The following is a 26,696-nucleotide window of genomic DNA, read 5'->3' as shown; positions in this document are numbered from 1 at the left end:
CATTAGCGTGAGACACGAGGACCTCCGGGTTGTGAAGACTTCGACATCTCCACTAAGCCCGGAGGTCCTCCCTTCGACAACCCGAACTGGCACCAACCTCCTGGCCGGGTACACCTAGGGCGTCCCCTCAGGCGGTGCGGGCGGTCACCTGGCCCGCGCGTCGATCTCGTCGCGGCGAGCGAGCACGAGCCGGTCCACCACGTCGTCCGGCAGCGGCGCGTCCGGCTGGAAGGACACCGAGCCCTTCGTCGTCCGGAACCCGCCGAGGTCGCCCGCGAGCGCCGCGACCACCTCCGGGCTGAACGGGTAGAGGCCCACGTGGGTGCGGGTGACCATCGCGCTCACCAGGGGGCTGCCGCGGTAGCGCAGCGCCGGCATGCCGTAGCTGCGTCCTTCCTCGACGTCGGGCACGAGGGTGCGCGCACGGTCGTAGACGCGTGCGACGGCGTCGTGCTCGGGACCGGACAGCGTGGCCAGGTAGTCCTCGACGTCTCCCATGGGCCCATGCTGGGGTCCGGGGGGCCGGGCCGCATCCGGCGGGTCGAGCTCGGTCGGCCGGTTCGGTCCGCCGGTTCGGTGGGCGGCGTGCGTCACGTCGTCGCCCGCCGCGCCGTCGGGAGTACGGGGGCGGGAGGGCCGCCCCGGAGAGGATGGGCCCATGCCTCGCACGGACAGCTCGCCGCGCCGCCCTGCCGTACGCCCCGCCGCTCGCCTCGCCTCGGGGAGGGCGGCCGACCTCGAGGACCTGCGGCGCGTGGCGTTCGGGGCGGCGTACCGGATGCTCGGCAGCGTGACGGAGGCGGAGGACGTGGCCCAGGAGGCCATGCTGCGGGTGGCGCCCTCGGGTGCCGTGGACGCCGAGGTCCTCAACCCGGCGGCGTACACGACCACGGTGGCGACGCGCCTCGCTCTGGACGTGCTGCGCTCGGCCCGGGTGCGGCGTGAGTCGTACGTGGGCGAGTGGGTGCCGGAGCCGCTCGTGGGCGACGTCGTGGCCGCGGGGTCCGCGGGGCGGGAGGCGGCGGCGCACGCGGAGCTGGCGGACGACCTGTCGACGGCGTTCCTGGTGCTGCTGGAGATGCTCACGCCGTCGGAGCGGGCCGCCTTCCTGCTGCACGACGTGTTCGGATATCCGCACCGGGAGTCGGCCCAGGTGATCGGGACGACCGAGCTGGCGGCGCGGCAGCTCGCGTCGCGGGCGCGGCGCCGGGTGGCGGAGCACCGGGTCGTCGCGTCCGAGGGTCGTGGGGGGCGGCCTGACCCGCATGCGCAGGAGCTGGTCCGGCGGTTCATCGCGGCGACCGAGGAGGGGGATGTCGAGGCGCTGCTGGAGCTGCTCGCCGACGACGTCGCGCTCACGGGGGACGGTGGTGGCAACGTGCCTGTCGGGCTCGCGGTGTCCCGGCCTGTGGCGGGGCGGGTGGCCGTGGCGCGGTTGCTGTCGGGCTTCGCCCGGCGGGGCGCGCCGGCGCGGTTGGAGCTCGCGGTCGTCAACGGCGGCCCCGGCATGATCGCCTATGCGGACGAGTCGGTGGGCGGTGGTGTGATCGGCACGTACTCGCTGCAGGTGGCGGACGGGCGGATCGCGCGCATCGACGGGGTGATCAACCCCGAGAAGCTGCGGCACCTGGCTCCCCTGGCGGACCTCGACTCGGTCGCGGCCGCGCTCAAGGCCGTGGGGCGTCGGCGCCGGGGCGCAGCCCCACCGTCACCTTGAGCATGAGCAGCAGGCCGACGAGGATCACGAGGACGATGCCGAGGGTGCCCCAGATGGTCGCGCCCGTGATCGCGATGATGATCGTCCACGCCGACGGGGCGAGGAAGGACACCGCCCGGCCGGTGGTGGCGTAGAGGCCGAAGATCTCGGACTCGCGCCCGGCGGGGGCGACGCGGGCGAGCAGCGACCGGGAGGCGGCCTGCGCCGGGCCGACGAAGCAGGTCAGCGCGAGACCGGCCACCCAGAACACGACGGCGCCGAGCGGGTGCAGGGCGACCACGGCCAGCCCGCACCCGACCAGGCCCGTGAGCGAGCCGATGATCACGGCGCGCGGGCCGAACCGGTCGTCGAGGCGGCCGGACAGGATCGTGCTCAGTCCGGCGAGGAGGTTCGCGGCGATGCCGAAGGCCACGACCGCGTCGTCACCGAAGTGGAAGGACACCGCCGCGATGACGGCGCCGAAGGTGAACACGGCGGACAGGCCGTCACGGTAGACGGCGCTCGCGAGCAGGAACCAGAACGTGGGCCGCTCGTCGTGGTAGAGCGCGATGACGTCGCGCACCAGGACGACGTAGCCGGCGAAGAATCCGACCCGGGGCCGGTCGGCGGCGGGGGCTGCCTCGGGCACGTAACGGAACAGGGGCCAGGCGAAGGCGACGGTCCACAGCGCGCAGCCGACGGCGATGACCCGGTAGGCGAGGCCGTCGTCGGTGGGCATCCCCCACCAGTCGGCCGCCCGGGCGAGCACGACCAGCAGGAGGGCGACGATCCCGCCCAGGTAGCCCAGCCCCCACCCGAGACCGGACACCCGGCCCACGGTGGTCCGGGTGGAGACCTGGACGAGCATCGCGTTGTAGTTCACCCCGGCGATCTCGCTCGCGACGCTGCCGAGGGACACCAGCGCCGCGCCCAGCACGAACCACACGGGGTCGGCGCGCACCGCGAACAACGCGGCCATGCAGGCCACCATGACCACGGTGGCCCCGCCCACCCAGGCCTTGCGGCGTCCTTCGACGTCGGCGCGGCGCCCCAGGACGGGCGCGAGGAGCGCAACCAGGAGGCCGCCGAGGGTGATCCAGAGGCCGAGCCCGCTGGTGAGCCCGGCGAGCGCCCTCTCGTGCGCCGGGTCCGTCTCGGCGAGGGCCGCCACCTCGGGCTGCAGGAAGTCGTCGCTCGTGAGGTAGAGCGCCGTGAACACGAACGTGACGATCACGGTGTTGAAGGGCTGCGTGGCCCAGTCCCACAGCGCCCACGACACCACCTGGCGCCGGGGCACCGCTGGGGCCGGGTCCGCGCCGGCGGGGGCGGGGGTCACGGCGTCGGGCTCGACGTCATGGCTGGCCGCGGGCTCCCGCGCGGCGGGCTGGTCGCTCATGAGGCGCAGTCTGCCGGACGCGGGCCTCGTGCGGGAGAGGGCGGCGCGACGACGGTCCCCAGTCCCCCGTCGTCGCGCCCCCCGGCACGCCCGCGGCTACGATCGCGCCGTGCACGCCGCCTCCTTCGAGCCGCGCCGGGCCGCGCCCCGCGGCCCGGGCACCGGCCTCGCCTGGCGCGCCGACCGGCTGCTCGGCGCAGAGTTCGAGGAGGCTCCGCTCGGCCCCGCCACGTTGGTGCGGGCCCGCACCCGCCCGGACCGGCCCCGCGGCGCCGTGCTGCACGTGCACGGCTACAACGACTACTTCTTCCAGGCGCACCTCGCGCGCGCCGTCCGCACGGCGGGGTTCGCGTTCTACGCCGTCGACCTGCGCCGTGCGGGGCGCTCGCTGCTCGACGACGCCCGCCGCGCCGGTCCGTCCGCGCTGCCCCCGCACTATGCCGCGAGCCTGCGTGAGCCCGGCGCCGACCTGACCTCCGCGGCGGGAAGCGTCCGCGCCCTCGAGCCGGGGCTGCCCCTGGTGGTGCACGCGCACTCCACGGGCGGGCTCACCGCGACGCTGTGGTCCCACGCCGTGCGCGACGACCGTGGCGACGGCCCCGACCTGCTCGTGCTCGACTCGCCGTTCTTCTCCCTCGGCGGCACACGGCTGCAGGACGCCGGCCGGGCCACGGTGCTGGAGGTGCTGGGCCGGAGACGGCCGCTCGCCGTGGTCAGCGCCAACCCGTCCGTGTACGCGCAGCGCCAGCACGTCGACCACGGCGGCCGGTGGACCTTCGACACGACGCTCAAGCGCCCGGCGGGGCAGCCGGTGCGCGCGGGTTGGCTGCGCACCGTCAGCCGTGCCCAGGCACGCCTCGTCCGCGGCCTCGCGGTGCCCTGCCCGGTGCTCGTGGCACGCAGCGACACCTCCGGACCGGACCGCCCTGACAACCCGCGCCTGGACGCCCAGGACACGGTGCTCGACGTCGCCCGGATCGCAGCCCTGGCGCCGCGGGTGGGCCGCGACGTGCGCCAGCTGGTCGTCGCGGGCGGCGTGCACGACCTCGCTCTCTCCGCTGACGGGCCACGTCGGCACTACCTGGACGGTGTGCTCGGGTGGCTCGACGCGCGCCTGCCTGCCGTCGTCCCCCGCCCCGCTGAGGAGCACCCGTGAGACCTGCGCCCCCGCACCCGTACCTCGACCCGCGCGGACCGGACGGGTCGCCCCTGCGCGTGCTCGCCCTGGCCCACCGCGGCTTCTCCCACGGGCGGGCGAACCTGGAGAACTCGCTGGCGGCGTTCGCGGCCGCGGTCGACCTCGGATTCCGGTACGTGGAGACCGACGCCCACGGCACCGCGGACGGCGTCGCCGTGGCCCTGCACGACGTCTCCCTCGACCGCACCACCGACGCGTCCGGGCGGGTCGCCGACCTGCCGTGGTCCGTGGTCCGCCGCGCCCGCATCGGCGGCACGGAGCCGGTGCCGCGCCTGGACGACGTGCTCGGCACGTGGCCGGGGCTGCGAGTCAACATCGACGTCAAGGAGGACTCCGGGATCGCGCCGACGGCCGCGGCGATCGAGCGGACCGCCGCGCACGACCGCGTGTGCGTGACGTCGTTCGACGCGCGGCGCAGGCGCGCCACCCTCGCTCTGCTCTCCCGGCCGGTGGCGACGTCGGCCGGGCGGAGCGAGGTGGCCGGCTTCCTCGCGGGCGCACGGCTGCGGGTGGACCCCTGGGTACGGCGGTCGCTGCGCGACGTGCACGCCCTGCAGGTGCCCGTCGCCGAGGGCCGGCTGCGCGTGGTCGACGCGGTGACCGTCGCCGCCGCCCATCGGGCCGGACGGCAGGTGCACGTCTGGACGGTCGACGCGCCGGAGGAGATGCACCGGCTGCTCGACCTCGGCGTGGACGGCCTCGTCACCGACCGTGCCGACCTGCTGCGCGAGGTCTTGCTCGCCCGCGGGCAGTGGGCCTGAGCCGTCCCGAGGGAGCGCCGACCGCGCGGCTCAGGCGCGGCCCGACCCTGCCGTCACCACCGGCGCGGCGTCGTCGACCTCGACGCCCCACGCCTCGCGCACGAGCGTGCGGCCCTCCGGCGTCAGACCCAGCCCGCGCCCGGCGCCGCGCCGCACCACCCACCCGGCGTCGAGGAACCGCGACCCGACGGCTGCCCCGAGCGCACCGGCCAGGTGCACGCGCCGCTCGGTCCAGTCCACGCACGCCCGGGTGGTGGGACGCCGGGCACCCACCGCGGCGTCGACGTCGACGCCCACCCCACGCAGACCCGCCCGGCCCGCCCCGGTCAGCACGAGCACCTGCGGTTCGGCCAGCCAGCCGGCTCGCAGCCAGGCCTCGGTCAGACCCACGCCCAGGCGGCCGGCGAGGTGGTCGTAGCAGAACCGAGCCCCCGCCAGGCGCTCCGCCTCCCGGCTGCGCCGCAGCCCCACGACCGGTGCTGGCCCGGCCAGGGCGCCCAGAGCCTCGAGCGCGTCGGCCGTCTCCGTCCCCGCGATGGCGTAGTACCGGTGGCGACCCTGCGCACGGGCCGTGACGAGCCCGGCGTCGACGAGGACCGCCAGGTGCTCGGACGCGGCGGACGCGCCCACCCCGGCCGCCCGAGCCAGCTCACCGGCGGGCCGCGCCGTGCCGTCCATCAGCAGCCCCACCATCACCGACCGTGCGGGAGCGGCCAGCGCCCTGCCCACGCCGGTGAAGTCCCGGTCCCGGCCGACACCCCCGCGCGCCGTCGTCCCGCCGTCGGTCGTCCTCATGCGCCGACGATACGGCGGCCACGCTTCGGCCCCCACCGAAGCGTCGTCGGGCTACCGTCCCGGCATGAGCACATCGACGATCGCACCCCCGTCCCTGCAGGACCTCGAGGTCGCGCTCCCCGGACGCCCCGGCGCCCTGGCAGACCTCGGGGAGGCGCTCGGCCGCGCCGGGGTCAGCCTGGAGGGCGGCGGCGTGACCACCGTGGCCGGCCGCACCGTCGCCCACTTCCTCGTCGACGACGGTCCGCGCGCGCTGGCCGCCGTCGCGGCGACCGGGCTCGGCCCCGCCGCCACGCGCGACGTCGTCATGACCCGCCTGGACCAGGACGTCCCCGGGCAGATGGGCGCGTTCGCGCGGCGGCTCGGCGACGCAGAAGTCCCCGTGCAGCACCTGTACAGCGACCACGACGGCCACCTCGTGCTGCTGGTCGACGACGCGCACGCCGCCACCTGCCGTGCCGTCGTGCGTGCGTGGGACGCCGAACGCGACGGCGCCCGCCCGGCTCGCTAGAGGCCGAGCTGGACGGTCACCCCGGGCCGGCCCGTCGGCGGCTCCTTCGACACCTCCGCGTAGGCGGCGGCCAGCAGGGTCGGGTCAGGGCCCTCGAGACGCGTCGGCCTCGCGACGTCGTCCAGCACGACGAAGCGCAACAGGTTGCCCCGTGTCTTCTTGTCCCGCTGCATGGCCGCGAGGAGCTGGTCCCAGCGGTCGCCGCGGTACGTGGTCGGCAGACCGAGGGAGCTCAGGATCGCCCGGTGCCGGTCGACGACCGCGTCGTCGAGCTTGCCGCCCAGGCGGGCGAGCTCGGCGGCGAACACCATGCCGACCGCGACGGCCGCGCCGTGCCGCCACTGGTACCGCTCCGTCAGCTCGACGGCGTGGCCGAGGGTGTGGCCGTAGTTGAGGATCTCCCGCAGGCCCTGCTCCGTGAGGTCCTCCCCCACGACCCGGGCCTTGACGCGCACGGACCGCTCGATGAGCTCGGCCAGCACGGCCCACGTCTCGTCGGTCGCGTCCGCGCCCTTCCACTCCCGCAGCTCGTCCGCGTGGGCCTCCACGAGCTCGAGGATCCGCGGGTCGGCGATGAAGCCGGTCTTGACGACCTCCGCCATGCCCGCGACCAGGTCCCACCGGTCCAGGGACTCGAGGGCGGCGAGGTCGCACAGCACCCCCGCGGGCGGGTGGAAGGCACCCACGAGGTTCTTGCCCTCGGCCGTGTTGATGCCGGTCTTGCCGCCCACGGCCGCGTCCACCATGGCCAGGAGGGTGGTGGGCACGTGCACGACCTTGATGCCACGCAGCCAGGTGGCGGCGACGAAACCCGCGAGATCCGTCGTCGCGCCGCCGCCCACGGAGACGATCGCGTCCGACCGCGTGAAGTCGGCCTGACCGAGCACCTGCCAGCAGAACGCAGCCACCTGGGCGGTCTTCTGCTCCTCGGCGTCGGGTAGCTCGACGGCGAACGCCTCGTAGCCCTGGGCCACGAGGTCCTCGCGCACCGCCTCACCCGTCGTCTGGAGGGACGCGGGGTGCATCACCAGCACCCGGCGCACCCCGCCGCCGAGCAGCGACGGCAGCTCGCCGAGCAGATGCCGCCCGACGACGACGTCGTAGGGCTGCGCGCCCTGCACGGTCACCCGGACCGTCATGACTGGACCTCCTGTGCCGATGTGACGCCCGCGTGCACCTGGGCCGCGACCTCCTGGGGCGGCCGGTCGTCCGAGAGGACGTGCACGGTGGCGAGCCGCTCGTAGGTGGGCCGCCGCAGCTGCATCAGCTCGACCCACCGCGCACGGGGGTTGCCGACCAGCAGCGGGCGGGACTGGTTGAAGCCGACGCGGGGCGCGGCGTGGGCGAGCGCGACGTCGAGGAAGACGACCACGCCGCCGCACGCGACGTAGCCCTCGAGCGCGCGCTGGGTGTGCTCGTCCATGACGGCACCCCCACCGAGCGCGAGCACTCCCGGGTGCGACGCCAGCGCGGTCGTGACGGCCTCGCGCTCCAGCTCGCGGAACCGCGGCTCGCCGTCCTCGACGAAGATGTCTGCGACCGCCTTGCCGGCGACCTCCTCCACGTCCGCGTCCGTGTCGCGGAACGCGACGCCGAGCCGCTGCGCGAGCAGCCGGCCGATCGTCGTCTTGCCGCTGCCGGGCGGCCCGATCAGCACCGCCCGGGGCACCTCGGCCGTCATCGCAGCAGCTCGGGGATCGCGCCCAGGTACGCCTCGGCGTTGCGCCGCACCTCGGCCACGGAGTCCCCGCCGAACTTCTCCACGACGGCCTGCGCCAGCTCCAGCGCGACCATCGCCTCGGCGACCACCGCAGCGGGCGGCACGGCACAGACGTCCGAACGCTGGTGGTGGGCGGTGACCGCCTCGCCCGTCGCGACGTCGACCGTCGCCAGCGCGCGCGGCACGGTCGAGATCGGCTTCATCGCGGCGCGCACGCGCAGCACCTCGCCGTTCGACATGCCGCCCTCGATGCCGCCGGCGCGGTTGGACCGTCGGTGGATGTGCCCGTCGTCCCCGCGCTCGATCTCGTCGTGCGCGGCCGAGCCGCGGCGGCGCGCGGTGCGGAAGCCGTCGCCGACCTCGACCCCCTTGATCGCCTGGATGCCCATGAGCGCTCCCGCGAGGCGGGCGTCGAGACGGCGGTCGCCCTGCACGTAGCTGCCGAGGCCGGTGGGCACGTCGTAGGCGAGCACCTCGACGACACCGCCCAGGGTGTCGCCGTCCTTGCGGCACTCGTCGATCTCCGCCACCATCGCGGCGCTCGTCGTGGCGTCGAAGCAGCGCACCGGGTCCGCGTCGAGCGCCGCGACGTCACCGGGCTCGGGCAGCTCGGCCCCCTCCGGGACCTCGACCGGGCCGATCGCCACGACGTGGGACACGAGCCGCACGCCGACCGCCTGCTCCAGGAACCTCGCCGCGACGACACCGAGCGCCACGCGCGTCGCGGTCTCGCGGGCGCTGGCGCGCTCCAGGACCGGACGGGCGTCGTCGAAGCCGTACTTGCGCATCCCGACGAGGTCGGCGTGGCCCGGGCGGGGTCGCGTGAGCGGGCGGTTGCGCGCGATCTCACGCTCGTCACCGGTGCCGGCGTCCACGAGGAGCGCCTCGCGCTCGACCGGGTCCGGCGACATCACCTCGGTCCACTTCGGCCACTCGGTGTTGCCGATCTCGAACGCGAGCGGTCCGCCCTGCGTGACGCCGTGACGCAGCCCACCGAGCACGCGGACCTCGTCCTGCTCGAACTTCATGCGAGCGCCGCGCCCGTACCCCAGGCGCCGGCGCGCCAGGGCGGCCCGGAGGTCGTCGGTCACGACCTCCACCCCCGCCGGCAGGCCCTCCAGCACCCCGACGAGTGACGGACCGTGCGACTCCCCCGACGTCATCCAGCGCAGCATGCCTGCGATTCTTCCACGCCCGCGGCAGGGGTCGGTGCGGCGGTCAGGAAGCGGACGCCGGTGCCGCCAGCGCTCCCGCCAGGGCCGCGTCCATCGCGCCGACCGGCGCCGGGCGCCCCGTCATGAGGCGCACCTGCTCGACAGCCTGGTGCAGCAGCATCCGTTCGCCCCCGACGACCGTGCCGCCGGCGGCGGCCCAGGCCATGGCGAGCGCGGTAGGGCGCGGGTCGTAGACGACGTCGAGCAGGACGCCCGTCGGAGCGCCGCCATGGGCGGAGAGCGCGGCGCCCACCGGGTCGGCGGCATAGGCCGGCATCGTGGACACGACGACGTCCGCCTCCCGCAGCGCCCCGAGCGACGCGGACGCGTCGAGCACCTCGAAGCGCGGGGTGACCCCCATGCGGGCGGCCGCCTCCTGGAGCGTCGTGGCGCGACCCAGCGACCGCACCAGCACGCGCGGGGACGTGCAGCCCAGCTCGCCCAACGCCGCGAGGGTGGAGGCCGCCGTGGCGCCGCCGCCGAGGACGACCGCGCTCCGGGCTCGGGCGTCGCCTCCCCTGCCCTGTGCCGCGAAGCCCTCGCGCAGGGCGGCGACGAGCCCGTACACGTCGGTGTTGGTGCCCGTGAGCGTGATGCCGCACTGCGCGGGGCCGACGAGCACCGTGTTCACGGCACCGACGGCCACCGCGAGCGGGTCGACGTGGTCCACGAGGTCGATCACCGCCTGCTTGAGCGGCATCGTGACGCTGAGCCCGGCCCAGCCGAGGTCCAGCCCGCGCACCAGCGCCGGCAGGTCGTCGACGGTCGTGTCGATCGCCGTGTACTCCCACCCGGCCAGGCCGAGCGCCTCGTAGGCGGCGGTGTGCAGCACGGGCGAGAGCGAGTGCGCCACGGGGTGGCCCAGCACCGCCGCGCGTCGGGAGACGGTCATGTCAGCCGGCGTTCTCCGCTTGCCACTGCTTCAGCTCGGCGACGTACTTCTCGTGCTCCGCGTTCGTCGACGAGAACTTCGTCTCGCCCGTGTCGAGGTTCACCGTCACCCAGAAGAGCCAGTCCCCGTCCGCGGGGTGCCCGACCGCCTCGATCGACGCGGCACCCGGGTTCGAGATGGGCGTGGGCGGGAGCCCGACGTGGGCGTACGTGGAGTAAGGGTCGTCGGGGTCGTGGATGTCGTCGTAGGTCAGCTCGGTCCCCGGCTTCTTCAGGCCGTAGGCGCTGGTCGCGTCGATCTGCAGCGGCATCCCCTGGTCGAGCCGGTTCTCGATCGCCCGGGCCATCTTGGGGCGGTCCGCGTCGTGCTTGGCCTCCCGCTCGACGAGGGACGCCTTGACGAGGGTGTCCTCCCAGTCGGCCTTCGCGACGCCCGCCGCCTCGAGCTCTGCGGAGGTCTGGTCGACCATCGCCGTCAGCAGCGACGTCGCGTCGTCGCCCGGCTGCACGCTGTACGTCTTCGGGAAGAGCCACCCCTCGGCGTTGCCGTCCGCCTGCTTCGGCAGCCCGAACGACTTCGGGGACTTGAGCGCCTGCTCGAGCTCGTCCTTCGTGATCGTGGTGACGGACGCGACCTTCTCCACGATCTGCGCGACCGTGTAGCCCTCGGGGATGGTCACGTTGGTCTGCAGCTTCTCGTTCTTCACCAGCGCTGCGACAGCGTCCGACGCCTTCATCTCGGCCTGGAGCTGGTAGGTGCCGGGCTGGATGCCCGCGGCGGCCGGGTTCTCGCTGAACGCGTCCGTGAACGCCCCGACGCTGGCCACCACCCCGGCGTCCAGGAGCACCGCGCCCATCTTGCCGCCGGTCGCGCCCTCGGGGATGACGACCTCGACGGGGTCACCGCCGGGGCCGGGGTAGTCCTCGTTCTGCGACCCGACGAAAGGCAGGTCCCCCAGGAGGGAGTCCATCCGGTCCCACAGCAGGTAGCCCCCGGCGCCGACGAACGCGAGCACCACGACCAGGATCACGGCCGTGCGCTGGCGGCGCCGGCGCTTGCGCTTGGCGGCGGCCCGCCGGCCGGCGGCCGAGCGACGCCGCGAGGGTGCCGCAGGCGCCTCCTGCAGGGCGGGATGCTCGAAGAGGTCCGTCACGCCGGGAACTTCTTTCTGACTGGGCCTGGGATGGGCACGGTGGTCTGCTGCTGTCCGGGCTGGTCAGGCGCCCGGCGGCCGCAGCTCGACGAGCTCGCCGGCACGCCCCCCGGCCGTCCGCTCCGCGTCGAGTGCAGATTGCAGAATGATAACGGCTGCGGCCTGGTCGACGACAGACCGGTGTGTCTTGGTGCGTCGCCCTGCCGAACGCAGCTGTGCGTGCGCGGTGACGGTGGTCATCCGCTCGTCCACGAGGCGGACCTCGACAGGCGCGATCGTGGTGGCCAGCCGCGTCGCGAACTCGCGCGCGTCCGCGGTGGCGGCACCCTCCGCCCCGGACAGGTGCCGGGGCAGCCCGACGTACACGACCGCCGCGAACCGGTCCTCGACCTCGGCGGCGATCCGGGCCACGTCCGCGGTCACCGCGGGCGTGCCCTCGGAGCCGACAGGCACGTCGAGCACCCGCGGCACGGTCTCGACCGGGGTCGCGACCAGGCCGTCCGGGTCGCTGCCGGCGAGGCCGATGCGGGCCTTGCCGACGTCGACGCCGAGGCGCGCGCCCCGCGGCAGCCCGCGGGGCGCGTCGTCTCCCGGCGGCACCGGTACCGTCACGCGGTGGCCTGCGCCGCGCGGACGCCGTCGCCCACCGCGGCGAGCGCGCCCGGCAGCGCGGAGGCGTCGGAGCCGCCGCCCTGGGCCAGGTCCGGCTTGCCGCCGCCCCCGCCGCCCAGCGCCGTCGCCGCGGCCTTGACGAAGTCCCCCGCGCGCAGGCCCGCCTCGCGGGCACCGGCGTTGGTCGCCACGACCACGAGGGGACGACCGCCCGCGACGCCACCGACCGCGACCAGCGCCGGCTCCGCCTCGCCGAGACGTCCGCGCACGTCGAGCGCGAGGGCGCGCAGGTCGTCCGCCGACGCCACCTCGCCGGCGTCGTGCGCCACGACGCGCACCGCGCCGACACGCTCCGCCTGCGCGGCGAGCGTGCCCGCCACCGCGAGGAGGCGGTCCTGGCGCAGGCCGGCCAGCTCCTTCTCGGTCTCCTTCAGACGAGACAGGAGCGACCCCACGCGGTCGGTCAGCTCGTCCGGGCGGGCGCCGAGGAGACCGGTGAGCTGGCCCACCAGGGCGTGCTCCTTGGCCTGGAAGCCGTACGCCCCGTCGCCCACCAGGGCGTCGACGCGCCGCACGCCGGAACCGATGGACGCCTCGCCGAGCAGCGCGACGCGACCCACCTCGCCGGTGGCCTTCACGTGGGTGCCGCCGCACAGCTCACGCGACCAGTCGCCGCCGATGGACACGACGCGCACGGTGTCGCCGTACTTCTCGCCGAACAGCGCCATCGCGCCGAGCTCGCGGGCGCGCTCGATCGGCATCGTCGAGTCCGTGACCTCGAGGTTCTCGGTCAGGCGGGCGTTCACCCGCTCCTCGATCTCGCCGAGGGCCTCCGAGGCGACCGGGGTCGGGGAACGGAAGTCGAAGCGCACGCGGCTCGGGGCGTTCTCCGACCCGGCCTGGGTGCGGTCGGGGCCGACCATCTCGTGCAGCGCCTTGTGGATCATGTGCGTGGCCGAGTGGGCGCGGCTGATCGCGACGCGGCGCGCCACGTCGATCGTCGCGAGGCCCGGGTCGCCGAGCGCGACCGTGCCCTCCACGAGGCGGCCACGGTGCACGGACAGGCCCTTGACGGGGCGCTGCACGTCGTCCACCTCGATGGTCGCGCCGCCGTCGAGCACGATCGTGCCCTGGTCCGCGAGCTGGCCGCCGGCCTCCGCGTAGAACGGCGTGCGGTCGAGGACGACCTCGACGTCGGCGGGCGCGGTCGCGGCAGGCGCAGGGACGCCGTCGACCAGCAGGCCCGCGACGGTCACCGCGGCCTCCGTGTCCGTGTACCCGAGGAACGCGACCGGTGCGGCGAGCTCCTTGTTCAGGGTCTCGTAGGAGCGCAGGTCGGCGTGGCCCGTCTTCTTCGCGAGCGCGTCCGCGCGGGCGCGCTGCTTCTGCTCCGCCATGAGGTCGCGGAACGCCTTCTCGTCCACCTGGACGCCCTGCTCCGCCGCCATCTCGAGCGTCAGGTCGATCGGGAAGCCGTAGGTGTCGTGCAGCTGGAACGCCTCGGCGCCCCCGAGCACCGGCGTGGCACCGTCCGAGCCCTGCGTCGCACGGGACTTCGCCCGGCCGACGGCGGTGTCCAGGATGGTCGTGCCCTGCGCCAGGGTGCGCCGGAAGGCGTCCTCCTCGGCGTACGCGACGTCGCCGATGCGGCCGAACTCCGCCTCGAGCTCCGGGTAGGAGGCCTTCATCGCGTCCTTCGACACGGGCAGCAGCAAGGGCAGCGCCACCTCGTCCACGCCGAGGAGGCGCACGGCACGCACCGCGCGACGGATGAGGCGGCGCAGCACGTAGCCGCGACCCTCGTTCGAGGGGCGCACGCCGTCACCGATCACCATGAGCGACGAACGGACGTGGTCCGCGATGACGCGCATGCGCACGTCGTCCTCGGGGTCGGCGCCGTAGCGCTTGCCCGTCATCTCCTCCACGCGAGCGATGACGGGGTACACCTCGTCGATCTCGTAGAGGTTCTCCTTGCCCTGCAGCAGGTAGGCGATGCGCTCCAGCCCCGCACCCGTGTCGATGCTCTTGTGCTCGAGCTCGCCCAGCAGCGGGTAGTTCTTGCCCTGTCCCTCGCCCCGGACGAACTCGTCGAAGACGAGGTTCCAGATCTCGAGGTAGCGGTCGCCGCCCGGGTCCACGGTGCCGCCGACGGCGTCGGGGCCGTAGGCCGGTCCGCGGTCGTAGTGCCACTCGGCGCACGGACCGGCGGGGCCCGGCTGGCCCGTGTCCCAGAAGTTCTCCTCCCGCGGCAGGCGCACGACGTGCTTCGGGTCCAGGCCGACGCCCTTCGTCAGCGCCTCGTACGCCTCCGCGTCCTGCTCCCAGATCGTGACCCACAGGCGGTCGCCGTCGAGCCCGTAGCCGCCCTTGCCCTGCTCGGACGTCAGCAGCTCCCAGGCGAAGTCGATCGCCTCGCGCTTGAAGTAGTCGCCGAACGAGAAGTTGCCGTTCATCTGGAAGAACGTGCCGTGCCGCGTGGTGCGGCCCACGTTCTCGATGTCGTTGGTGCGCAGGCACTTCTGCACGCTGGCCACGCGAGGCCACGGCGCCGGCTCGGTGCCCAGGATGTACGGGATGAAGGGCACCATGCCGGCGATCGTGAAGAGGATCGACGGGTCCGGCGAGACCAGAGGAGCGCTCGGCACGACGGCGTGCCCCTGCGACTCGAAGTAGTCGAGCCAACGCTTACGGATCTCGGCGGTGCGCATGGTGTCCCTCGAAAGTGTCTTGCCGGTATGGCTGGAACGGGTGGTGTCAGGCATGGAGACGGGCGTGCTCCGTGGCCGCCCGTCGGGGGCGACCGTGGCTATTGTCCCGTGCGCCGGAGGTGGTCGGTACGAGATTTCGCCGAGCGCGTCTCAGAATGAGTAGCCGAGATCGGCCTCGTCGGCGGCGACCTCGGCGTCCGGGTCGGCGGCGTGCCGAGGGTGACCTGGACGGGCAGGTCCGCCGCGGCGCAGGTCGGCGGTGCTGAGACCGCTGGCACGCACGTCCTGGGGGGCGGGCTGCCCCTCGGCGAGCAGCGCGGCGGTGAGCTCGGCCTCGCGCGCGGTGCGGGCCTGCGTGAAGTCTCGTCGGAACGTGGCGACGAACGTCTCCGCCCGCTGCCCCGCGTCCTGCGCTGCCCGCCCGGCGCGGTCCACCACGGCCTCCGGGGCGTACTGCGCGACGAGCTTCCGGCCCTGCCGCACGACGACGACGGTGACCGCGACGCCGACCCCGACCCAGAAGAGCCGGCGCATCACCGGCCCGCCTTCGCGGACCTGCTCGCACGAGAGGCCCCCGCGAACGCCTGGCGCACGCCGTAGGAGAACGCGGCGACCTTGACGAGCGGCCGGCCGAGCGTCGAGGCGTACAGCCCCGCCAGCGCGGACACGTTCTCGCTCACCTGGGCGGCCGACGTGGTGATCGTGTCGACCTTCACCAGCTGGTCGTTGGTCGACGCCACGGTGGTGGCGGCCTCGTCGAGGATCGGCACGGAGTGCTCCGTGACCTCGCGGATCGAGCGCGTCGCCTCGTCGAGCACGCGGCCCAGCTTGACCAGCGGGATCGCGAGCAGCCCCACGAGCAGCACGAACGCGACGGCCGCGATGAGCCCGGCCACGTCACCCATCGACATCAGATCTCTCCTCGTACAGGCGTCAGACGGTCGGTCGTCACCCTATCCCGGGCGACCACCTGAGACGGCGGACGCCCCGCCCCCCGCGACGGCGGGTGACGGGGCGTCCTGAGCTGCAGGGTTCCCTGCGGAGCTCGAGCGGGTCAGCGCGCGTAGAACTCGACCACGAGCTGCACCTCGCAGGTCACGGGGACCTCGGCGCGCTTCGGCTTGCGGGTCAGCGTGGCCGACAGCTTCTCGAGGTTCACGTCGAGGTAGCCCGGGACGGCCGGCAGGACGTCGCGGTGCGCGCCGGCGGCGGCGACCTGGAACGGCGTGGTGGCCTGCGACTTCGGCTTGACCTGGATGGTCTGGCCCGGCTTCACGCGGAACGACGGGCGGTCGACGATCTTGCCGTCCACCAGGATGTGACGGTGCGTCACGGCCTGGCGGGCCTGCAGGATGGTGCGGCCGAAGCCGGCGCGCAGCACGAGCGCGTCGAGACGCGTCTCCAGGTCCTCGACCATGACCTCACCGGTCAGGCCCGGGTGCTTGCGGGCGGTCTCGTAGACCTTGACGAGCTGCTTCTCGCGCAGCGCGTACTGGGCGCGCAGACGCTGCTTCTCGCGGAGACGGACCGCGTAGTCCGACTCGGTGCGACGACGAGCGCGGCCGTGCTCACCCGGGGGGTAGGGGCGCTTCTCGAAGTGGCGAACGGCCTTCGGGGTCAGCGCGAGGCCGAGCTTGCGGCTCAGGCGGACCTGGCGGCGCGACTTGGTGACAGCGGTCACTGGTGCTTCCTGTCCTTCGTGGATGGATGAGGTCACACCCGACGACGACCCAGAGGGGAGGTCGGGTGCGGGACCAGCCGATGGAACGCCCTGCGCGGTGGCGGGGTGCTCGCGGGGCCGAGGTCCCAGGCGGTCGCCGGAAATGGCAACCGCACCATGTTAGCGCATGCTGCGCTCGCCCTCGGCCCCGCCCCGTGCTGCGGCGACGGCGCGGGGCACGCGTGCGCCCCCGGGCCGTCAGGCAGCCCGGGGGCGCAGCCGCGCTCGTGCGTCAGTCCTGGACGTATCAGTCCTGGACGTGGTGGTTCTGTCGGCGTCGCAGGACCAGCACGAGCCCGCCCGCGATCACGAGGAGGACTGCCGCACCCAGCACGGCGAACGTCGTGACGCTCAGACCGGTCTGCGGCAGCTCCGGGTCCGGGACGACCGGGGCTGCCGCGCTGGGCGTGGGCGTCGGGTCCACGGCGGGCACGGGGGCGGGGGCGATGTCGACCCCGGCCTCGTCCTGCTCCTGCAGCGGGGTGCCCTGCGACGTGAGGGCCGTGGCGCCCGCGGTGTTGTTCACCCGGCCGTTGGCCACGTCGGCCTCCGTCACGGTGTAGGTCGTGGTGCACTCGACCTGCTCCCCCGGTGCCAGGGACACGCCCTGGCCGTCGGAGTCACCGGCCCGGCACTCCAGGTCGGTCAGGTCCCCGGCGCCGATGAACTCCGTCTCGGAGACCTCGACGTCGCTCAGCGCCACGTTGCCCGCGTTGGCCGCCACGATCGTGAAGGTCACGACGTCGCCCGGCTGGGCGCTGGACACGTCCGCGGTCTTGGTCAACTCGAGCACCGCACGCGTGTCCGTCGGGGTCGAGGCCGTCGCGGTGCTCGGCACCACGTCGACCCCCGTCGGGGCCGCGGCGACGGTGGTCGCCGTGTTCTCCACGGAGCCGGCCTCGACGTCGGCGTCGGTCACCAGGTACGGCGCGGAGGCCGCGCACGACGTGATCGCCCCCGGGGCGATGGAGAGAGCGTCGCACGCGACGGTGATGCCGGCCTCGGTGAGCATGGGGTCGTCCACGCCCACGGAGGCCAGGGTCACGTTGCCGGTGTTCAGCACCGTGAACGTGTAGTCGATGCCCTCGCCCTCGTCCGCCAGGCCGTCCTCGTCCTCGTCCTCGACGGTCGCCGTCTTGGTGAGCTCGGTCGACGCCGTGCGCGCCGCCGGGAGGTTCGCGCTGTCGGAGCCGTCCAGCTGCTCGCCGTACGGTCCCGTGGCGGTGACCGTCGCCATGTTGTCCACCGTGCCGGCGTCGATGTCCGCCTGCACCACCGTGTAGCTGGCGGTGCACGACAGGCTCTCGCCCGGGGCCAGCACCGCGGGAGCACCCGGCTCGCAGGTCAGGCCGCCCAGGTCACCGGCACCGGAGAACTGCGAGTCGTCCACCTGGACGTCGCGCAGGGGCACGTTGCCGTCGTTCGTCGTGACGAGGGTGTAGGTCACCTCGTCGCCCGCTGCGAGGCCGGTGACGTCGGGCGCGTCCACGGTCTTGACGAAGCTGAGCGACGGGGCGGCCGCCGTCACCGGGGTGGACGTGCGAGACGCCCCGGACATCACGCCGATGCCGCCGACGGCCTGACCGGTCGCCTTCGCCGTGTTGTCCACCGCACCGGCCGACTCGTCGTCGGCGGTCACCTCGAAGGTAGCCGAGCAGTCCATCGACGCCCCTGCCGCCAGCGACGTCTCCGGGCACGTCAGGTCGGCGACCTTCGGGTCGTCGACCGCCACGTCGTCCAGTCGCACGCCGCCCGTGTTCGTCACCGTGAACGCGTAGGAGATCACGTCCCCGCGGTCCGTCAGCCCGTCGGAGTTCACGTCGTCGATGCCCGCGACGCTCTTGGCCAGCTCCAGGTTCGCCACCGCGAACTCCACCGCCGCGTCGGCCGGAGCCGCCAGACCCACCAGCTCGGTCAGCTGGTCGGCGCCGTTCGTGTACGTCCCGGCCTTCGCCGAGGTCACGTCGAGGCTGATCGTGCACGACGCCTCCTGGCTCGCGAGCGACCCACCGGAGACCACGACCTTCTCGGCACCTGCCGCGGCGTCCACCGTCGCGTCCGTGCACTGGTTGTCGACGTTCGGCACCGCGGCGGCCGTCAGACCCGCCGGCAGCGCGTCCGTGAAGCCCCAGCCGTCCTTCGCCGCGAGCTCGGACGTGTTCGTCACCGTGAACGTCAACCGCGACTTTCCGCCCACGGCCACCGTCGCCGGCGCGAACTCCTTCGACAGCTGCGGCGTGACGTCCAGCACCTGGATGTTGTCGTACGCGCCGTCGTTGCCTGCTCCGCTACCGGTCTCGTTGCGCAGCACGACGTCGAACGACCCGCCCGACAGCAGCGTGGACGAGTCCGCCGCGAACGACCCCGCCTGCACCGGGACGTTGGCGCCGTTCGCCGCCACGCCCGTGAACGACGACGACCGGGGGTCCTCGCACGGGTCGATCGCCGCGTCCGACACGGGGATCTGCGTGCCCGTCGCGTCCACGAGGTAGAACCGCAGCGCGGGGTGGTTGGGAGAGTTGCAGTTCGTGGCCGCGGCGTCCACCGAGAACGTGACGAACCGGTTGTCCGCCGCCAGAGCCAGCGGTGTAGCCGTCCGGAACTGCACCGCGTCGTCGGGGCCGTCACCGGCGGTGTAGGAGGCAGCTGCGGCGTTGAGCGCCGGGTCGGCCGCACCCTGCAGCATCCCCAGCGCGTACGACAGCCCGGTGAGCCGGTTGTACGAGTAGCCCCCGGTGCTCAGGGCGGAGCAGTCGCCATCCTGCCGAGGACTCGTCTGGTCGACGATGAACCCGTTGCAGTTCGGACGGCTCACCCAGAAGTCGTCGCCCGTGTAGGACGGCCCTTGCGCCCCCACGTAGTCGGTCAGCAGCACGTTCGCACCGTCACCTGCCGCCTCGAAGTCCTCGGCGAACAGCACCTGAGGGTCCGCCGGCGCCGGCGCAGCCGCCGCCACACCACCAGCCGTCGACGCACCCGGCGTCACCGCCGCTGCCAACGTCGCCCCCGAGAACGCCGCCGCCGGCAGCAGTGCCGCGAGCGAGCCCGCCAGAACGCCGCGAGCGCGCCGCGACCTTCCTCCTTGTCGATCAGACCTCATGCCCATCCCCATCGTCGTCCTTCACAGATCGAGCACAAGGCTGTCTGCTCGGACAGAGGGTCTGAGTGGGACTGCGGTCACCGGCGGCCTCGGGGAGTAGCCGCTGAGTAGTGCCAGATGTGTCACAAGTGGAGCGGACCGACGACCGCGGCACCGTGCTCGGCCCCCGTCCGGAGGACGAGACGGTCAGGCTCCGTCGAGGATCTGACGGATCCGGGTGAGCCGGTCCGTGACCTGCTTCTCGAAGCCGCGGTCGCTCGGCGCGTAGTAGCGCCGACCGGCGAGCTCGTCGGGCAGGTACTGCTGGGCGGCGATCGCGTGCGGCGCGTCGTGCGCGTACCGGTACCCCTTGCCGTGGCCGAGCCCTTCGGCACCGGCATAGTGCGCGTCGCGCAGGTGCGCGGGCACCACGCCCGCCTTGCCGGCGCGCACGTCCGCGAGCGCCGCGTCCACGCCGAGGTAGGCGGCGTTGGACTTGGGCGCGGTCGCGAGGTGCACGACCGCCTCCGCGAGGACGATGCGCCCTTCCGGCATGCCGATGAGCTGGACGGCCTGTGCGGCGGCCACGGCCGTCTGGAGGGCGGACGGGTCGGCCATGCCGACGTCCTCGGCGGCGGAGATCACCAGCCGACGGGAGATGAACCGGGGGTCCTCCCCTGCCGCGATCATGCGGGCGAGGTAGTGCAGGGCGGCGTCGACGTCGGAGCCCCGGATCGACTTGATGAAGGCTGACACCACGTCGTAGTGCTGGTCGCCGTCGCGGTCGTAGCGCACGGCGGCGACGTCGACGGCGCGCTCGACGGTGTCGAGGTCGACGGGGACCGCGGCGTCCTTCGCGCGGCCCGGGTCGGCGTCGGCGAGCGCCGCGCCGGCGGCGGCCTCGAGGATGGTCAGCGCCTTGCGGGCGTCGCCCCCGGCCATCCGCACGAGCTGGTCCTCGGCGTCGTCGGCCAGGGCGACGGTGCCGCCCAGCCCTCGCTCGTCCTCGACGGCGCGGCGCACCAGGGCGCGGACGTCGTCCGCGGTGAGCGGCTTGAGGGTGAGCAGCAGCGAGCGGCTCAGCAGCGGGGAGTTGACGGAGAAGGACGGGTTCTCCGTGGTGGCGGCGACGAGGGTGACCCAGCGGTTCTCGACGCTGGGCAGCAGGGCGTCCTGCTGCGTCTTGGAGAACCGGTGGACCTCGTCGATGAAGAGCACGGTCTCCTCGCCGCCGGTGGCGAGGCGGCGGCGGGCGTCCTCGACGACCTGGCGGACCTCCTTGACTCCGGCGGTGACGGCGGAGAGCTCGACGAACCGGCGGCCCGACGACGTCGCGACCAGGTAGGCGAGCGTCGTCTTGCCGACGCCGGGCGGGCCCCACAGGATCACGGAGCCGGGCGCGGCGCGGCGGGCGGACTCGTCGTCGGGCTCCACGAGGCGGCGTAGCGGCGAGCCGGGGACGAGGAGGTGGGCCTGGCCGGCGACCTCGTCGAGGGTGGCCGGGCGCATGCGGACGGCCAGCGGGGCGCTGGGGCCGGAGCGTCCGGTCGCCGGGGTGCCGCGGGTGCCGGTGAGCGCGGCGTCGAACAGGTCCATGGGCCCAGCCTACGGAGCGCCACCCACGCGCCCGTCCCTAGGGTGGGTCCATGGTGGGCGGCATGGTGGGCGGCACGGTGGGCGGCACGGTGGTGGACGGGGACGCCGACGTCGTGGTCGTCGGGGCAGGGCCGACCGGCCTGCTCCTGGCCGGGGACCTGGCGGTGGCGGGCCTGCGGGTCACGGTGCTCGAGAAGCGGGCTGCGGGCCTGAGCAACCTCACGCGAGCGTTCGCGGTGCACGCGCGGAGCCTGGAGACGCTCGACGCGCGCGGCCTGGCCGACGAGCTGGTGTCCACGGGCCGGCCGGTGCGTGGGCTGCGGGTGTTCGGGAAGGTCGAGGTTCGCCTGGACACGCTCCCGGGCCGGTTCCCGTTCGTGCTGGTCACCCCGCAGTACGAGGTGGAGCGCCTGCTGCACCGCCGGGCGGCGTCGGCGGGAGTCCGCTTCCGCCACGACGTGCGCGTCACGGGGCTCGTCCAGGACGACGACGGGGTGTCGCTCGCGACGGTCGGGCCGGAGGGTGCGGCCCAGGTACGGGCACCGTGGGTGGTGGGGACGGACGGTGTGCGCTCGACCGTCCGCCGTGCTGCTGGCCTCCCGTTCCCCGGCGAGACGGTGGTCCGCGCGATGGTGCTGGCGGACGTGCGCCTGCACCGGCCGCCGGACGACGTCCTCACGATCGCGTCCAGCGGGGGCTCGCTGGGGTTTCTCGCCCCGTTCGGCGACGGTTGGTACCGCTTCATCGGCTGGGACGAGGGGCTCGACCCGGGCGAGGACGGCGGCGTCGCACCGGTCGCCCCTGGCCTGGAGGAGGTCCGGGCCTTGGCGCGCGCGACGCTCGGGGACGACCTCGGGATGCACGACCTGCGCTTCGCCACCCGGTTCGCCGCTGACGAGCGCCAGGTGCCCCGGTACCGCGCCGGCCGGGTGCTGCTGGCGGGCGACGCCGCGCACTGCCACAGCCCGGCGGGCGGCCTCGGCATGAACACCGGTCTCCAGGACGCTGCGAACCTGTCCTGGCGACTGGCCGCGGTGGTCCGCGGCGCGGACGGCGAGGTGCTCGACGGCTACGGGGAGGAACGACACCCCGTGGGCGCGCAGGTGCTGCGCACGAGCGGCGCGATGCTGCGGCTGGCGACCCGCCCGGGGGCGACGGCGGCCGCCCTGCGCGCCGTCCTGGCCGCTGCGCTCGCGCGCGTCGCCCCCGCCCGGCGGCGTGCCGCCCTGACCGTGTCTGCCCTCGGCGTGCGGTATCCCGCGCCGCCCGGTGCCCATCCCGCGGCCGGCCGCCGGCTGCCGGACCTGCCGCTGGTCCCCGGGGCGGGCGGCGCACGCCTGGCCGAGGCGCTGCGGGCCGGGCGGTTCGTCCTCGTCGTGCCGGGCACGGGCCCGGCGGCACCGCTCCCTCCCGCGCCGGGCGAGCTCAGCGGGGAGGAGCGGGTGGTGGTGCGGCGTGCCGACGGGCAGGCCTCGACCCTCCTCGTGCGCCCGGACGGCTACCTCGCCGACGCGGCCGGTCCCGGGTCGGCGTCGCCGTCGTCGCCGTCGTCGCCGTCGTCGCCGTCGGCGAGCAGCGCCTGACGCAGTCCGTCGGGCAGGTCAGGGGGCACGTCGGGCGGCACCGCCAGGGCGTGCAGCGCTCGCGAGTAGTAGTTGCGCAGCGACGCGGCGAGCACCACGTCGACGATCTGCCGGTCGGTGAAGCCCGCGTCGCGCAGTCGCGTCGTCTCGGCCTCCGTGATCTGTGCGGCGTCGGTGCTGAGCCGGGCGGCGAGGTCCATGGCGGCGACCTCGGCCTCGGTGAGCCCCGCGTCACGGTGGTCGCGGGCGATCCGCGCGAGCTGGTCGTCGCCGAACAGCGAGCGGCTGCGCCGTCCGTGCGCCAGGAGGCACGCCTGCGACCGGAGCGCCTTGGCCGCGGCCAGCGTCACCAGCTCGTACAGGCGCAGCCCGAGGCCCGAGGCGATGGTCCCGGCCAGGTGCTCGAAGGCCAGGTGCGCCTCGACGTCCACCGCCATGACACGGGTGTGGCTCGGCACGTACCCCAGCGACGCGACGTCGTCGGCGTAGACGTCACCCACCTCGCCCGTCGCGTCCGCGGGATCCACGGTCCTGATGATGGTCATCGTCGCTCCCGAGCGGCCGCCGCCGGGTGCCGGCAGCGATCCGCCCGTCCATGCTGCCCCGGGCCGCACCGGCTCGGACAGGCCGGACGCGGGTGAAGTGCGGTGACGTCAGGGCCGCGAGCTCTCGAACTCCTGGGCGCCGGTGAACCCGAGGCGCCGGTACAGCCGGCGCGCCGGGTCGTTGTGGGCGTACACGCCGAGGGTGACCATCGACGTCTCGGCGAGGCCGGCCCGCGTCGCCACGGCCGTCACTGCCGCGGCGATCTGCCGCCCCCGCCAGGCCGGGTCCGTGCCGATCGACCCCAGCGTCCAGGGCCTGCCGGGCACACGGCGCGACGCGCCGGCCACACCGCGCACCACGCCGTCGTCGTCGCGCCACCCCCACCAGCGGGAGCGCGGCTCGTCGACCGGCAGCTCGCCGTGGGGGTGCGCCACGGCGAGGCAGGCGGCCGCCTCGGCGCGCTCGCCGTCGCTCGTCAGCTCCACGACCCGGTCCTCACCGGGCTGCTGGGCCGGCGACGCCGTCGCGAAGAACCACCCCCACGCGTCGAAGGGCGCACGGTCGAACGGCGGCGGGAGCGCCGGGCCGCCCGGCCCGCCGGCGCCGGACAGCGCACGGTGCGTACCGTGGGGCATGGACGCCCGGAGCACGGGTCCGAGGCCGCCGACGTCGCGCAGCTCGGCCTCCGCGGCGAGCACGAGCCGCGCCGCGCCCTCGGCCGTGCCGACGCCCAGGACGCTCACGCCGGCCGGGTGGTGGTCGACGACGAGCGAGCGTGCGCCGTCGAGCCGCTCGCGCCAGCGCAGCCGGACCAGGAAGGCATCGTCGTCGCACCAGGCATGGCTGGCGTCCCAGCCGCCGTGGGCGGCTTCCGCGACGACGACCGGGTGGTGCGCCCAGCGGGCGGGCAGGCCCACCCCGGCCACCTCGGTGACCGGGGCGAGCAGGTGCCCGTCGAGGGAGAGGGTCACTCCCCCGCAGCCGAGGCGTCCTGCGGGGCGGCGTCCACCCCGGCCTCCTTGCGCTGCTCCGGCGTGATCGGGGCCGGCGCCTCGGTCAGCGGGTCGTAGCCGCCGCCCGACTTCGGGAACGCGATGACGTCCCGGATCGACGGGGACTTCGTCAGCAGCGCCACGATGCGGTCCCAGCCGAACGCGATGCCGCCGTGCGGCGGGGCGCCGAACTTGAACGCGTCGAGGAGGAAGCCGAACTTCTCCTGCGCCTCCGCGGGGCCGATCCCCATGACGTCGAAGACCCGCTCCTGCACGTCACGACGGTGGATACGGATCGAGCCGCCGCCGATCTCGTTGCCGTTGCAGACGATGTCGTAGGCGTACGCCAGCGCGTTGCCCGGGTCGGACTCGAAGCTGTCGATCCACTCCGGCTTCGGCGAGGTGAACGCGTGGTGCACCGCCGTCCAGGCGGAGTGACCCAGGTCCACGTCGTCGTCCTCGCCCGTGGGCTTGAACAGCGGGGCGTCCACCACCCACACGAACGCCCAGGCGTCCTCGTCGACCTGTCCGGTGCGGTGCGCGATCTCCAGGCGGGCCGCGCCCAGCAGCGCGCGCGCCTCGGAGGTCTTGCCGGCCGCGAAGAACACCGCGTCGCCCGGCTGCGCGCCGGTGGCGGCGGCGAGACCGTCACGCTCGGCGTCGGACAGGTTCTTGGCGACGGGGCCGCCGAGCGTCCCGTCCTCGCCGTAGGTCACGTAGGCGAGGCCCTTGGCACCGCGCTGCTTGGCCCACTCCTGCCACGCGTCGAACTGGCGGCGGGGCTGAGAGGCGCCGCCCGTCATCACGACGGCGCCCACGTACTCCGCCTGGAACACGCGGAACGGCGTCTCGGAGAAGTAGTCCGTGAGCTCGACGAGCGGGTTGCCGAACCGCAGGTCCGGCTTGTCGGTACCGTACAGACGCATCGCCTCGGCGTACGTCATCCGGGCGATCGGCGTGGGGATCTCGACGTCGATCAGCTTCCACAGGGCGGCGAGGACCTGCTCGGCCAGCGCGATGACGTCGTCCTGGTCGACGAAGCTCAGCTCGACGTCCAGCTGCGTGAACTCGGGCTGGCGGTCGGCCCGGAAGTCCTCGTCGCGGTAGCACCGGGCGATCTGGTAGTAGCGCTCCAGGCCACCGACCATGAGGAGCTGCTTGAACAGCTGCGGGCTCTGCGGCAGCGCGTACCAGGAGCCGGGCGCCAGGCGGGCCGGGACCAGGAAGTCACGGGCGCCCTCCGGCGTCGAGCGGGTCAGGGTCGGCGTCTCGACCTCGACGAAGTCGTGCTCGTCGAGCACCCGCCGGGCGGCCTGGTTCGCCTTCGCCCGCAGCCGCAGGGCGTGCGCCTGGTTCGGGCGGCGCATGTCGAGGTAGCGGTGCTTGAGGCGCGCCTCCTCACCGATGGTCTCCGTGTCCGCGAGGGCCGTGGAGACCTGGAACGGCAGCGGCGCGGACTCGTTGAGGACGACGACGTCCTTGGCCACGACCTCGATCTCGCCGGTGGCGAGGTTCGGGTTGGCGTTGCCCTCGGGGCGCCGGCCGACCTCACCGGTGACCTGGAGCACGAACTCGGCGCGCAGCGGGTGCGCCACGGCCTCGTCGCGGATGACGACCTGCGAGATGCCCGAGGCGTCGCGCAGGTCGATGAAGGCCACTCCCCCGTGATCCCGACGGCGATCGACCCACCCGGTGAGGGTGACGGTCTGACCGATGTGCTCGGCCCGCAGTGAGCCGGCCGTGTGGGTGCGGAGCACGGAGGGTTCCTTTCGTGACGGGTGGTGGGCGGATGACGCCGTCCGCCCGGTGCCCGGCCGGGAGACGGTCGCGCGCAGGCACGACGTGGCGAGTTTAGTCGCTGCACCCGGGCCCCCGTCCGCCGATTTCCGGCGCCTCGCGCGAGCGGTCCGTCGAGGCGTGTTGCCGTGGTCACAAACTGCCTGTCTCGGTACTCTCTTCCGGGGCGAGACAGGGTGAGAACCGGTGGCTGACCTGCGGGGGGACCTGGACATGAGCGTGGGCGAGCGCCTGGACGCGCGGTGGCGTGCCGGCGGACGAGGCTCCAGGTGAGGCCGGCGGACTGGTCGCCGGTAGGGCTGGACTCGGACCCCACGCCCGGGGACCCGGTGCTGGTGCTGGCCGGGGGTCAGGACTATCTGGAGGTCGCGGGATCGATCGACGACGCCGCGGGCGCGATGGCGCGCCTGGACGTGGCCGGCACGATCTCTCAGGCCGTGGACGCGTTGATGGAGACCAAGGAAGACACCATCAGCGAGATCCGGCGCGCGCATTCGCGGTATCAGGCCACGGGTGAGGCGTTGGTGGACTACGCGTCCGCGTTGGAGCGGGTGCAGGCCGAGACGCTGGCCGCGCTGGAGAAGGCGCGGCAGGCTCGGGACGCGGCGGACTCCGCGGCAGGGTCCCGGGACCGGTACCAGGACCTGGCCGACAGCACGACGGACGCCGAAGAGAAGCGGGAGTACCAGCAGCACGCGGACCGGTCAGGCTCGGACGCGCACGACGC

Annotated in this window: 24 protein-coding genes; 6 read left to right on the top strand and 18 right to left on the bottom strand. The window is 74.3% G+C overall.

All coding sequences use genetic code 11. The features are described 5' to 3' along the window. Positions 1–144 precede the first annotated feature (144 nt). Positions 145–498 carry an iron chaperone gene (locus ACWGKI_RS16330; RefSeq protein ID WP_380243834.1) on the bottom strand — a complete coding sequence of 118 codons (354 nt, stop codon included), beginning with the start codon at positions 496–498 and terminating at the stop codon, positions 145–147. A 160-nt stretch (positions 499–658) separates the two neighbouring features. Between ACWGKI_RS16330 and sigJ the strand changes: the two genes are divergently transcribed. Continuing rightward, positions 659–1,717, top strand: coding sequence for an RNA polymerase sigma factor SigJ (gene sigJ, locus ACWGKI_RS16325; protein ID WP_452188353.1), 1,059 nt, complete (start codon positions 659–661; stop codon positions 1,715–1,717). On the opposite strand, the gene ACWGKI_RS16320 is transcribed toward sigJ, so the two are convergent. Continuing rightward, the gene (locus ACWGKI_RS16320; protein WP_452188351.1) at positions 1,668–3,092 is read right to left on the bottom strand and encodes an MFS transporter; all 1,425 of its coding nucleotides are present in this window, start codon (positions 3,090–3,092) and stop codon (positions 1,668–1,670) included. The two genes, sigJ and ACWGKI_RS16320, sit on opposite strands and share 50 nt — an antisense overlap. A gap of 109 nt (positions 3,093–3,201) precedes the next feature. Here ACWGKI_RS16320 and ACWGKI_RS16315 point away from each other — a divergent pair, with 109 nt between their 5' ends. Together ACWGKI_RS16315 and ACWGKI_RS16310 are read left to right on the top strand one after the other, a co-directional pair. After that, positions 3,202–4,248: an alpha/beta hydrolase gene (locus tag ACWGKI_RS16315; RefSeq protein WP_452188349.1), complete on the top strand. Its 1,047-nt coding sequence runs from the start codon at positions 3,202–3,204 to the stop codon at positions 4,246–4,248. After that, positions 4,245–5,051, top strand: a complete 807-nt coding sequence (locus tag ACWGKI_RS16310) for a glycerophosphodiester phosphodiesterase family protein (RefSeq protein WP_452188347.1) — start codon at positions 4,245–4,247, stop codon at positions 5,049–5,051. The genes ACWGKI_RS16315 and ACWGKI_RS16310 overlap by 4 nt, the downstream gene beginning before the upstream one ends. 30 nt (positions 5,052–5,081) lie before the next feature. Here ACWGKI_RS16310 and ACWGKI_RS16305 read toward each other — a convergent pair whose 3' ends face one another. Then, complete coding sequence (locus ACWGKI_RS16305) at positions 5,082–5,846, bottom strand: ArsR/SmtB family transcription factor (protein WP_380243839.1); 765 nt, start codon at positions 5,844–5,846, stop codon at positions 5,082–5,084. Positions 5,847–5,910: 64 nt separating this feature from the next. Here ACWGKI_RS16305 and ACWGKI_RS16300 point away from each other — a divergent pair, with 64 nt between their 5' ends. Further along, positions 5,911–6,357: a hypothetical protein gene (locus ACWGKI_RS16300; protein WP_452188345.1), complete on the top strand. Its 447-nt coding sequence runs from the start codon at positions 5,911–5,913 to the stop codon at positions 6,355–6,357. On the opposite strand, the gene aroB is transcribed toward ACWGKI_RS16300, so the two are convergent. From aroB to ACWGKI_RS16240, 12 genes are all read right to left on the bottom strand, one after another. Then, entirely contained in the window at positions 6,354–7,496 is a 1,143-nt protein-coding gene (gene aroB, locus ACWGKI_RS16295; RefSeq protein ID WP_380243841.1) for a 3-dehydroquinate synthase, read from the bottom strand. The genes ACWGKI_RS16300 and aroB overlap by 4 nt on opposite strands. Further along, positions 7,493–8,038 carry a shikimate kinase gene (locus tag ACWGKI_RS16290; RefSeq protein ID WP_380243842.1) on the bottom strand — a complete coding sequence of 182 codons (546 nt, stop codon included), beginning with the start codon at positions 8,036–8,038 and terminating at the stop codon, positions 7,493–7,495. Before ACWGKI_RS16290 ends, aroB begins: the two co-directional genes overlap by 4 nt. Continuing rightward, a complete protein-coding gene (gene aroC, locus ACWGKI_RS16285) occupies positions 8,035–9,252 on the bottom strand; it encodes a chorismate synthase (protein WP_452188342.1) in 1,218 nt (405 codons plus the stop codon). Before aroC ends, ACWGKI_RS16290 begins: the two co-directional genes overlap by 4 nt. A 43-nt stretch (positions 9,253–9,295) precedes the next feature. Next, a complete protein-coding gene (locus ACWGKI_RS16280; protein WP_452188340.1) occupies positions 9,296–10,183 on the bottom strand; it encodes a shikimate dehydrogenase in 888 nt (295 codons plus the stop codon). A 1-nt stretch (position 10,184) separates the two neighbouring features. After that, a complete protein-coding gene (mltG, locus tag ACWGKI_RS16275) occupies positions 10,185–11,336 on the bottom strand; it encodes an endolytic transglycosylase MltG (RefSeq protein WP_380243845.1) in 1,152 nt (383 codons plus the stop codon). Positions 11,337–11,399: 63 nt separating this feature from the next. Next, positions 11,400–11,948: a Holliday junction resolvase RuvX gene (gene ruvX, locus ACWGKI_RS16270; RefSeq protein WP_380243846.1), complete on the bottom strand. Its 549-nt coding sequence runs from the start codon at positions 11,946–11,948 to the stop codon at positions 11,400–11,402. Then, the gene (alaS, locus tag ACWGKI_RS16265) at positions 11,945–14,656 is read right to left on the bottom strand and encodes an alanine--tRNA ligase (RefSeq protein WP_452188338.1); all 2,712 of its coding nucleotides are present in this window, start codon (positions 14,654–14,656) and stop codon (positions 11,945–11,947) included. The genes ruvX and alaS overlap by 4 nt, the downstream gene beginning before the upstream one ends. Before the next feature lie 150 nt (positions 14,657–14,806). Continuing rightward, positions 14,807–15,190, bottom strand: a complete 384-nt coding sequence (locus ACWGKI_RS16260) for a hypothetical protein (RefSeq protein ID WP_452188336.1) — start codon at positions 15,188–15,190, stop codon at positions 14,807–14,809. Then, the gene (locus ACWGKI_RS16255) at positions 15,190–15,567 is read right to left on the bottom strand and encodes a DUF948 domain-containing protein (protein ID WP_380243849.1); all 378 of its coding nucleotides are present in this window, start codon (positions 15,565–15,567) and stop codon (positions 15,190–15,192) included. The genes ACWGKI_RS16260 and ACWGKI_RS16255 overlap by 1 nt, the downstream gene beginning before the upstream one ends. 143 nt (positions 15,568–15,710) lie before the next feature. After that, positions 15,711–16,337: a 30S ribosomal protein S4 gene (gene rpsD / locus ACWGKI_RS16250; protein WP_380242138.1), complete on the bottom strand. Its 627-nt coding sequence runs from the start codon at positions 16,335–16,337 to the stop codon at positions 15,711–15,713. 286 nt (positions 16,338–16,623) lie between these two features. Then, positions 16,624–19,296, bottom strand: coding sequence for a DUF7507 domain-containing protein (locus ACWGKI_RS16245; protein ID WP_452188333.1), 2,673 nt, complete (start codon positions 19,294–19,296; stop codon positions 16,624–16,626). Positions 19,297–19,662: 366 nt separating this feature from the next. Further along, complete coding sequence (locus ACWGKI_RS16240; RefSeq protein ID WP_380242133.1) at positions 19,663–21,051, bottom strand: replication-associated recombination protein A; 1,389 nt, start codon at positions 21,049–21,051, stop codon at positions 19,663–19,665. Between the two features lie 50 nt (positions 21,052–21,101). On the opposite strand from ACWGKI_RS16240, the gene ACWGKI_RS16235 reads away from it, so the two are divergent. Continuing rightward, positions 21,102–22,634 (top strand): FAD-dependent monooxygenase, encoded by a 1,533-nt coding sequence (locus ACWGKI_RS16235; protein ID WP_452188331.1) that lies wholly within the window; start codon positions 21,102–21,104, stop codon positions 22,632–22,634. Here the strand turns inward: ACWGKI_RS16235 and ACWGKI_RS16230 are convergent. The 3 genes from ACWGKI_RS16230 to aspS form a co-directional block, all read right to left on the bottom strand. Further along, complete coding sequence (locus ACWGKI_RS16230; protein WP_452188329.1) at positions 22,550–23,179, bottom strand: carboxymuconolactone decarboxylase family protein; 630 nt, start codon at positions 23,177–23,179, stop codon at positions 22,550–22,552. The two genes, ACWGKI_RS16235 and ACWGKI_RS16230, sit on opposite strands and share 85 nt — an antisense overlap. A gap of 108 nt (positions 23,180–23,287) precedes the next feature. Beyond that, entirely contained in the window at positions 23,288–24,151 is an 864-nt protein-coding gene (locus ACWGKI_RS16225) for a GNAT family N-acetyltransferase (RefSeq protein ID WP_452188327.1), read from the bottom strand. After that, on the bottom strand, positions 24,148–25,929 hold the full coding sequence (aspS, locus tag ACWGKI_RS16220; protein WP_380242125.1) for an aspartate--tRNA ligase: 1,782 nt from the start codon (positions 25,927–25,929) through the stop codon (positions 24,148–24,150). The genes ACWGKI_RS16225 and aspS overlap by 4 nt, the downstream gene beginning before the upstream one ends. 369 nt (positions 25,930–26,298) lie before the next feature. Between aspS and ACWGKI_RS16215 the strand changes: the two genes are divergently transcribed. Further along, a partial coding sequence (locus tag ACWGKI_RS16215; protein WP_452188325.1) for a hypothetical protein occupies positions 26,299–26,696 on the top strand: 398 nt, incomplete at its 3' end.

The sequence above is a fragment of the Isoptericola sp. NPDC055881 genome, assembly GCF_053615895.1.
This window is presented reverse-complemented; position numbering and strand designations above follow the sequence as displayed.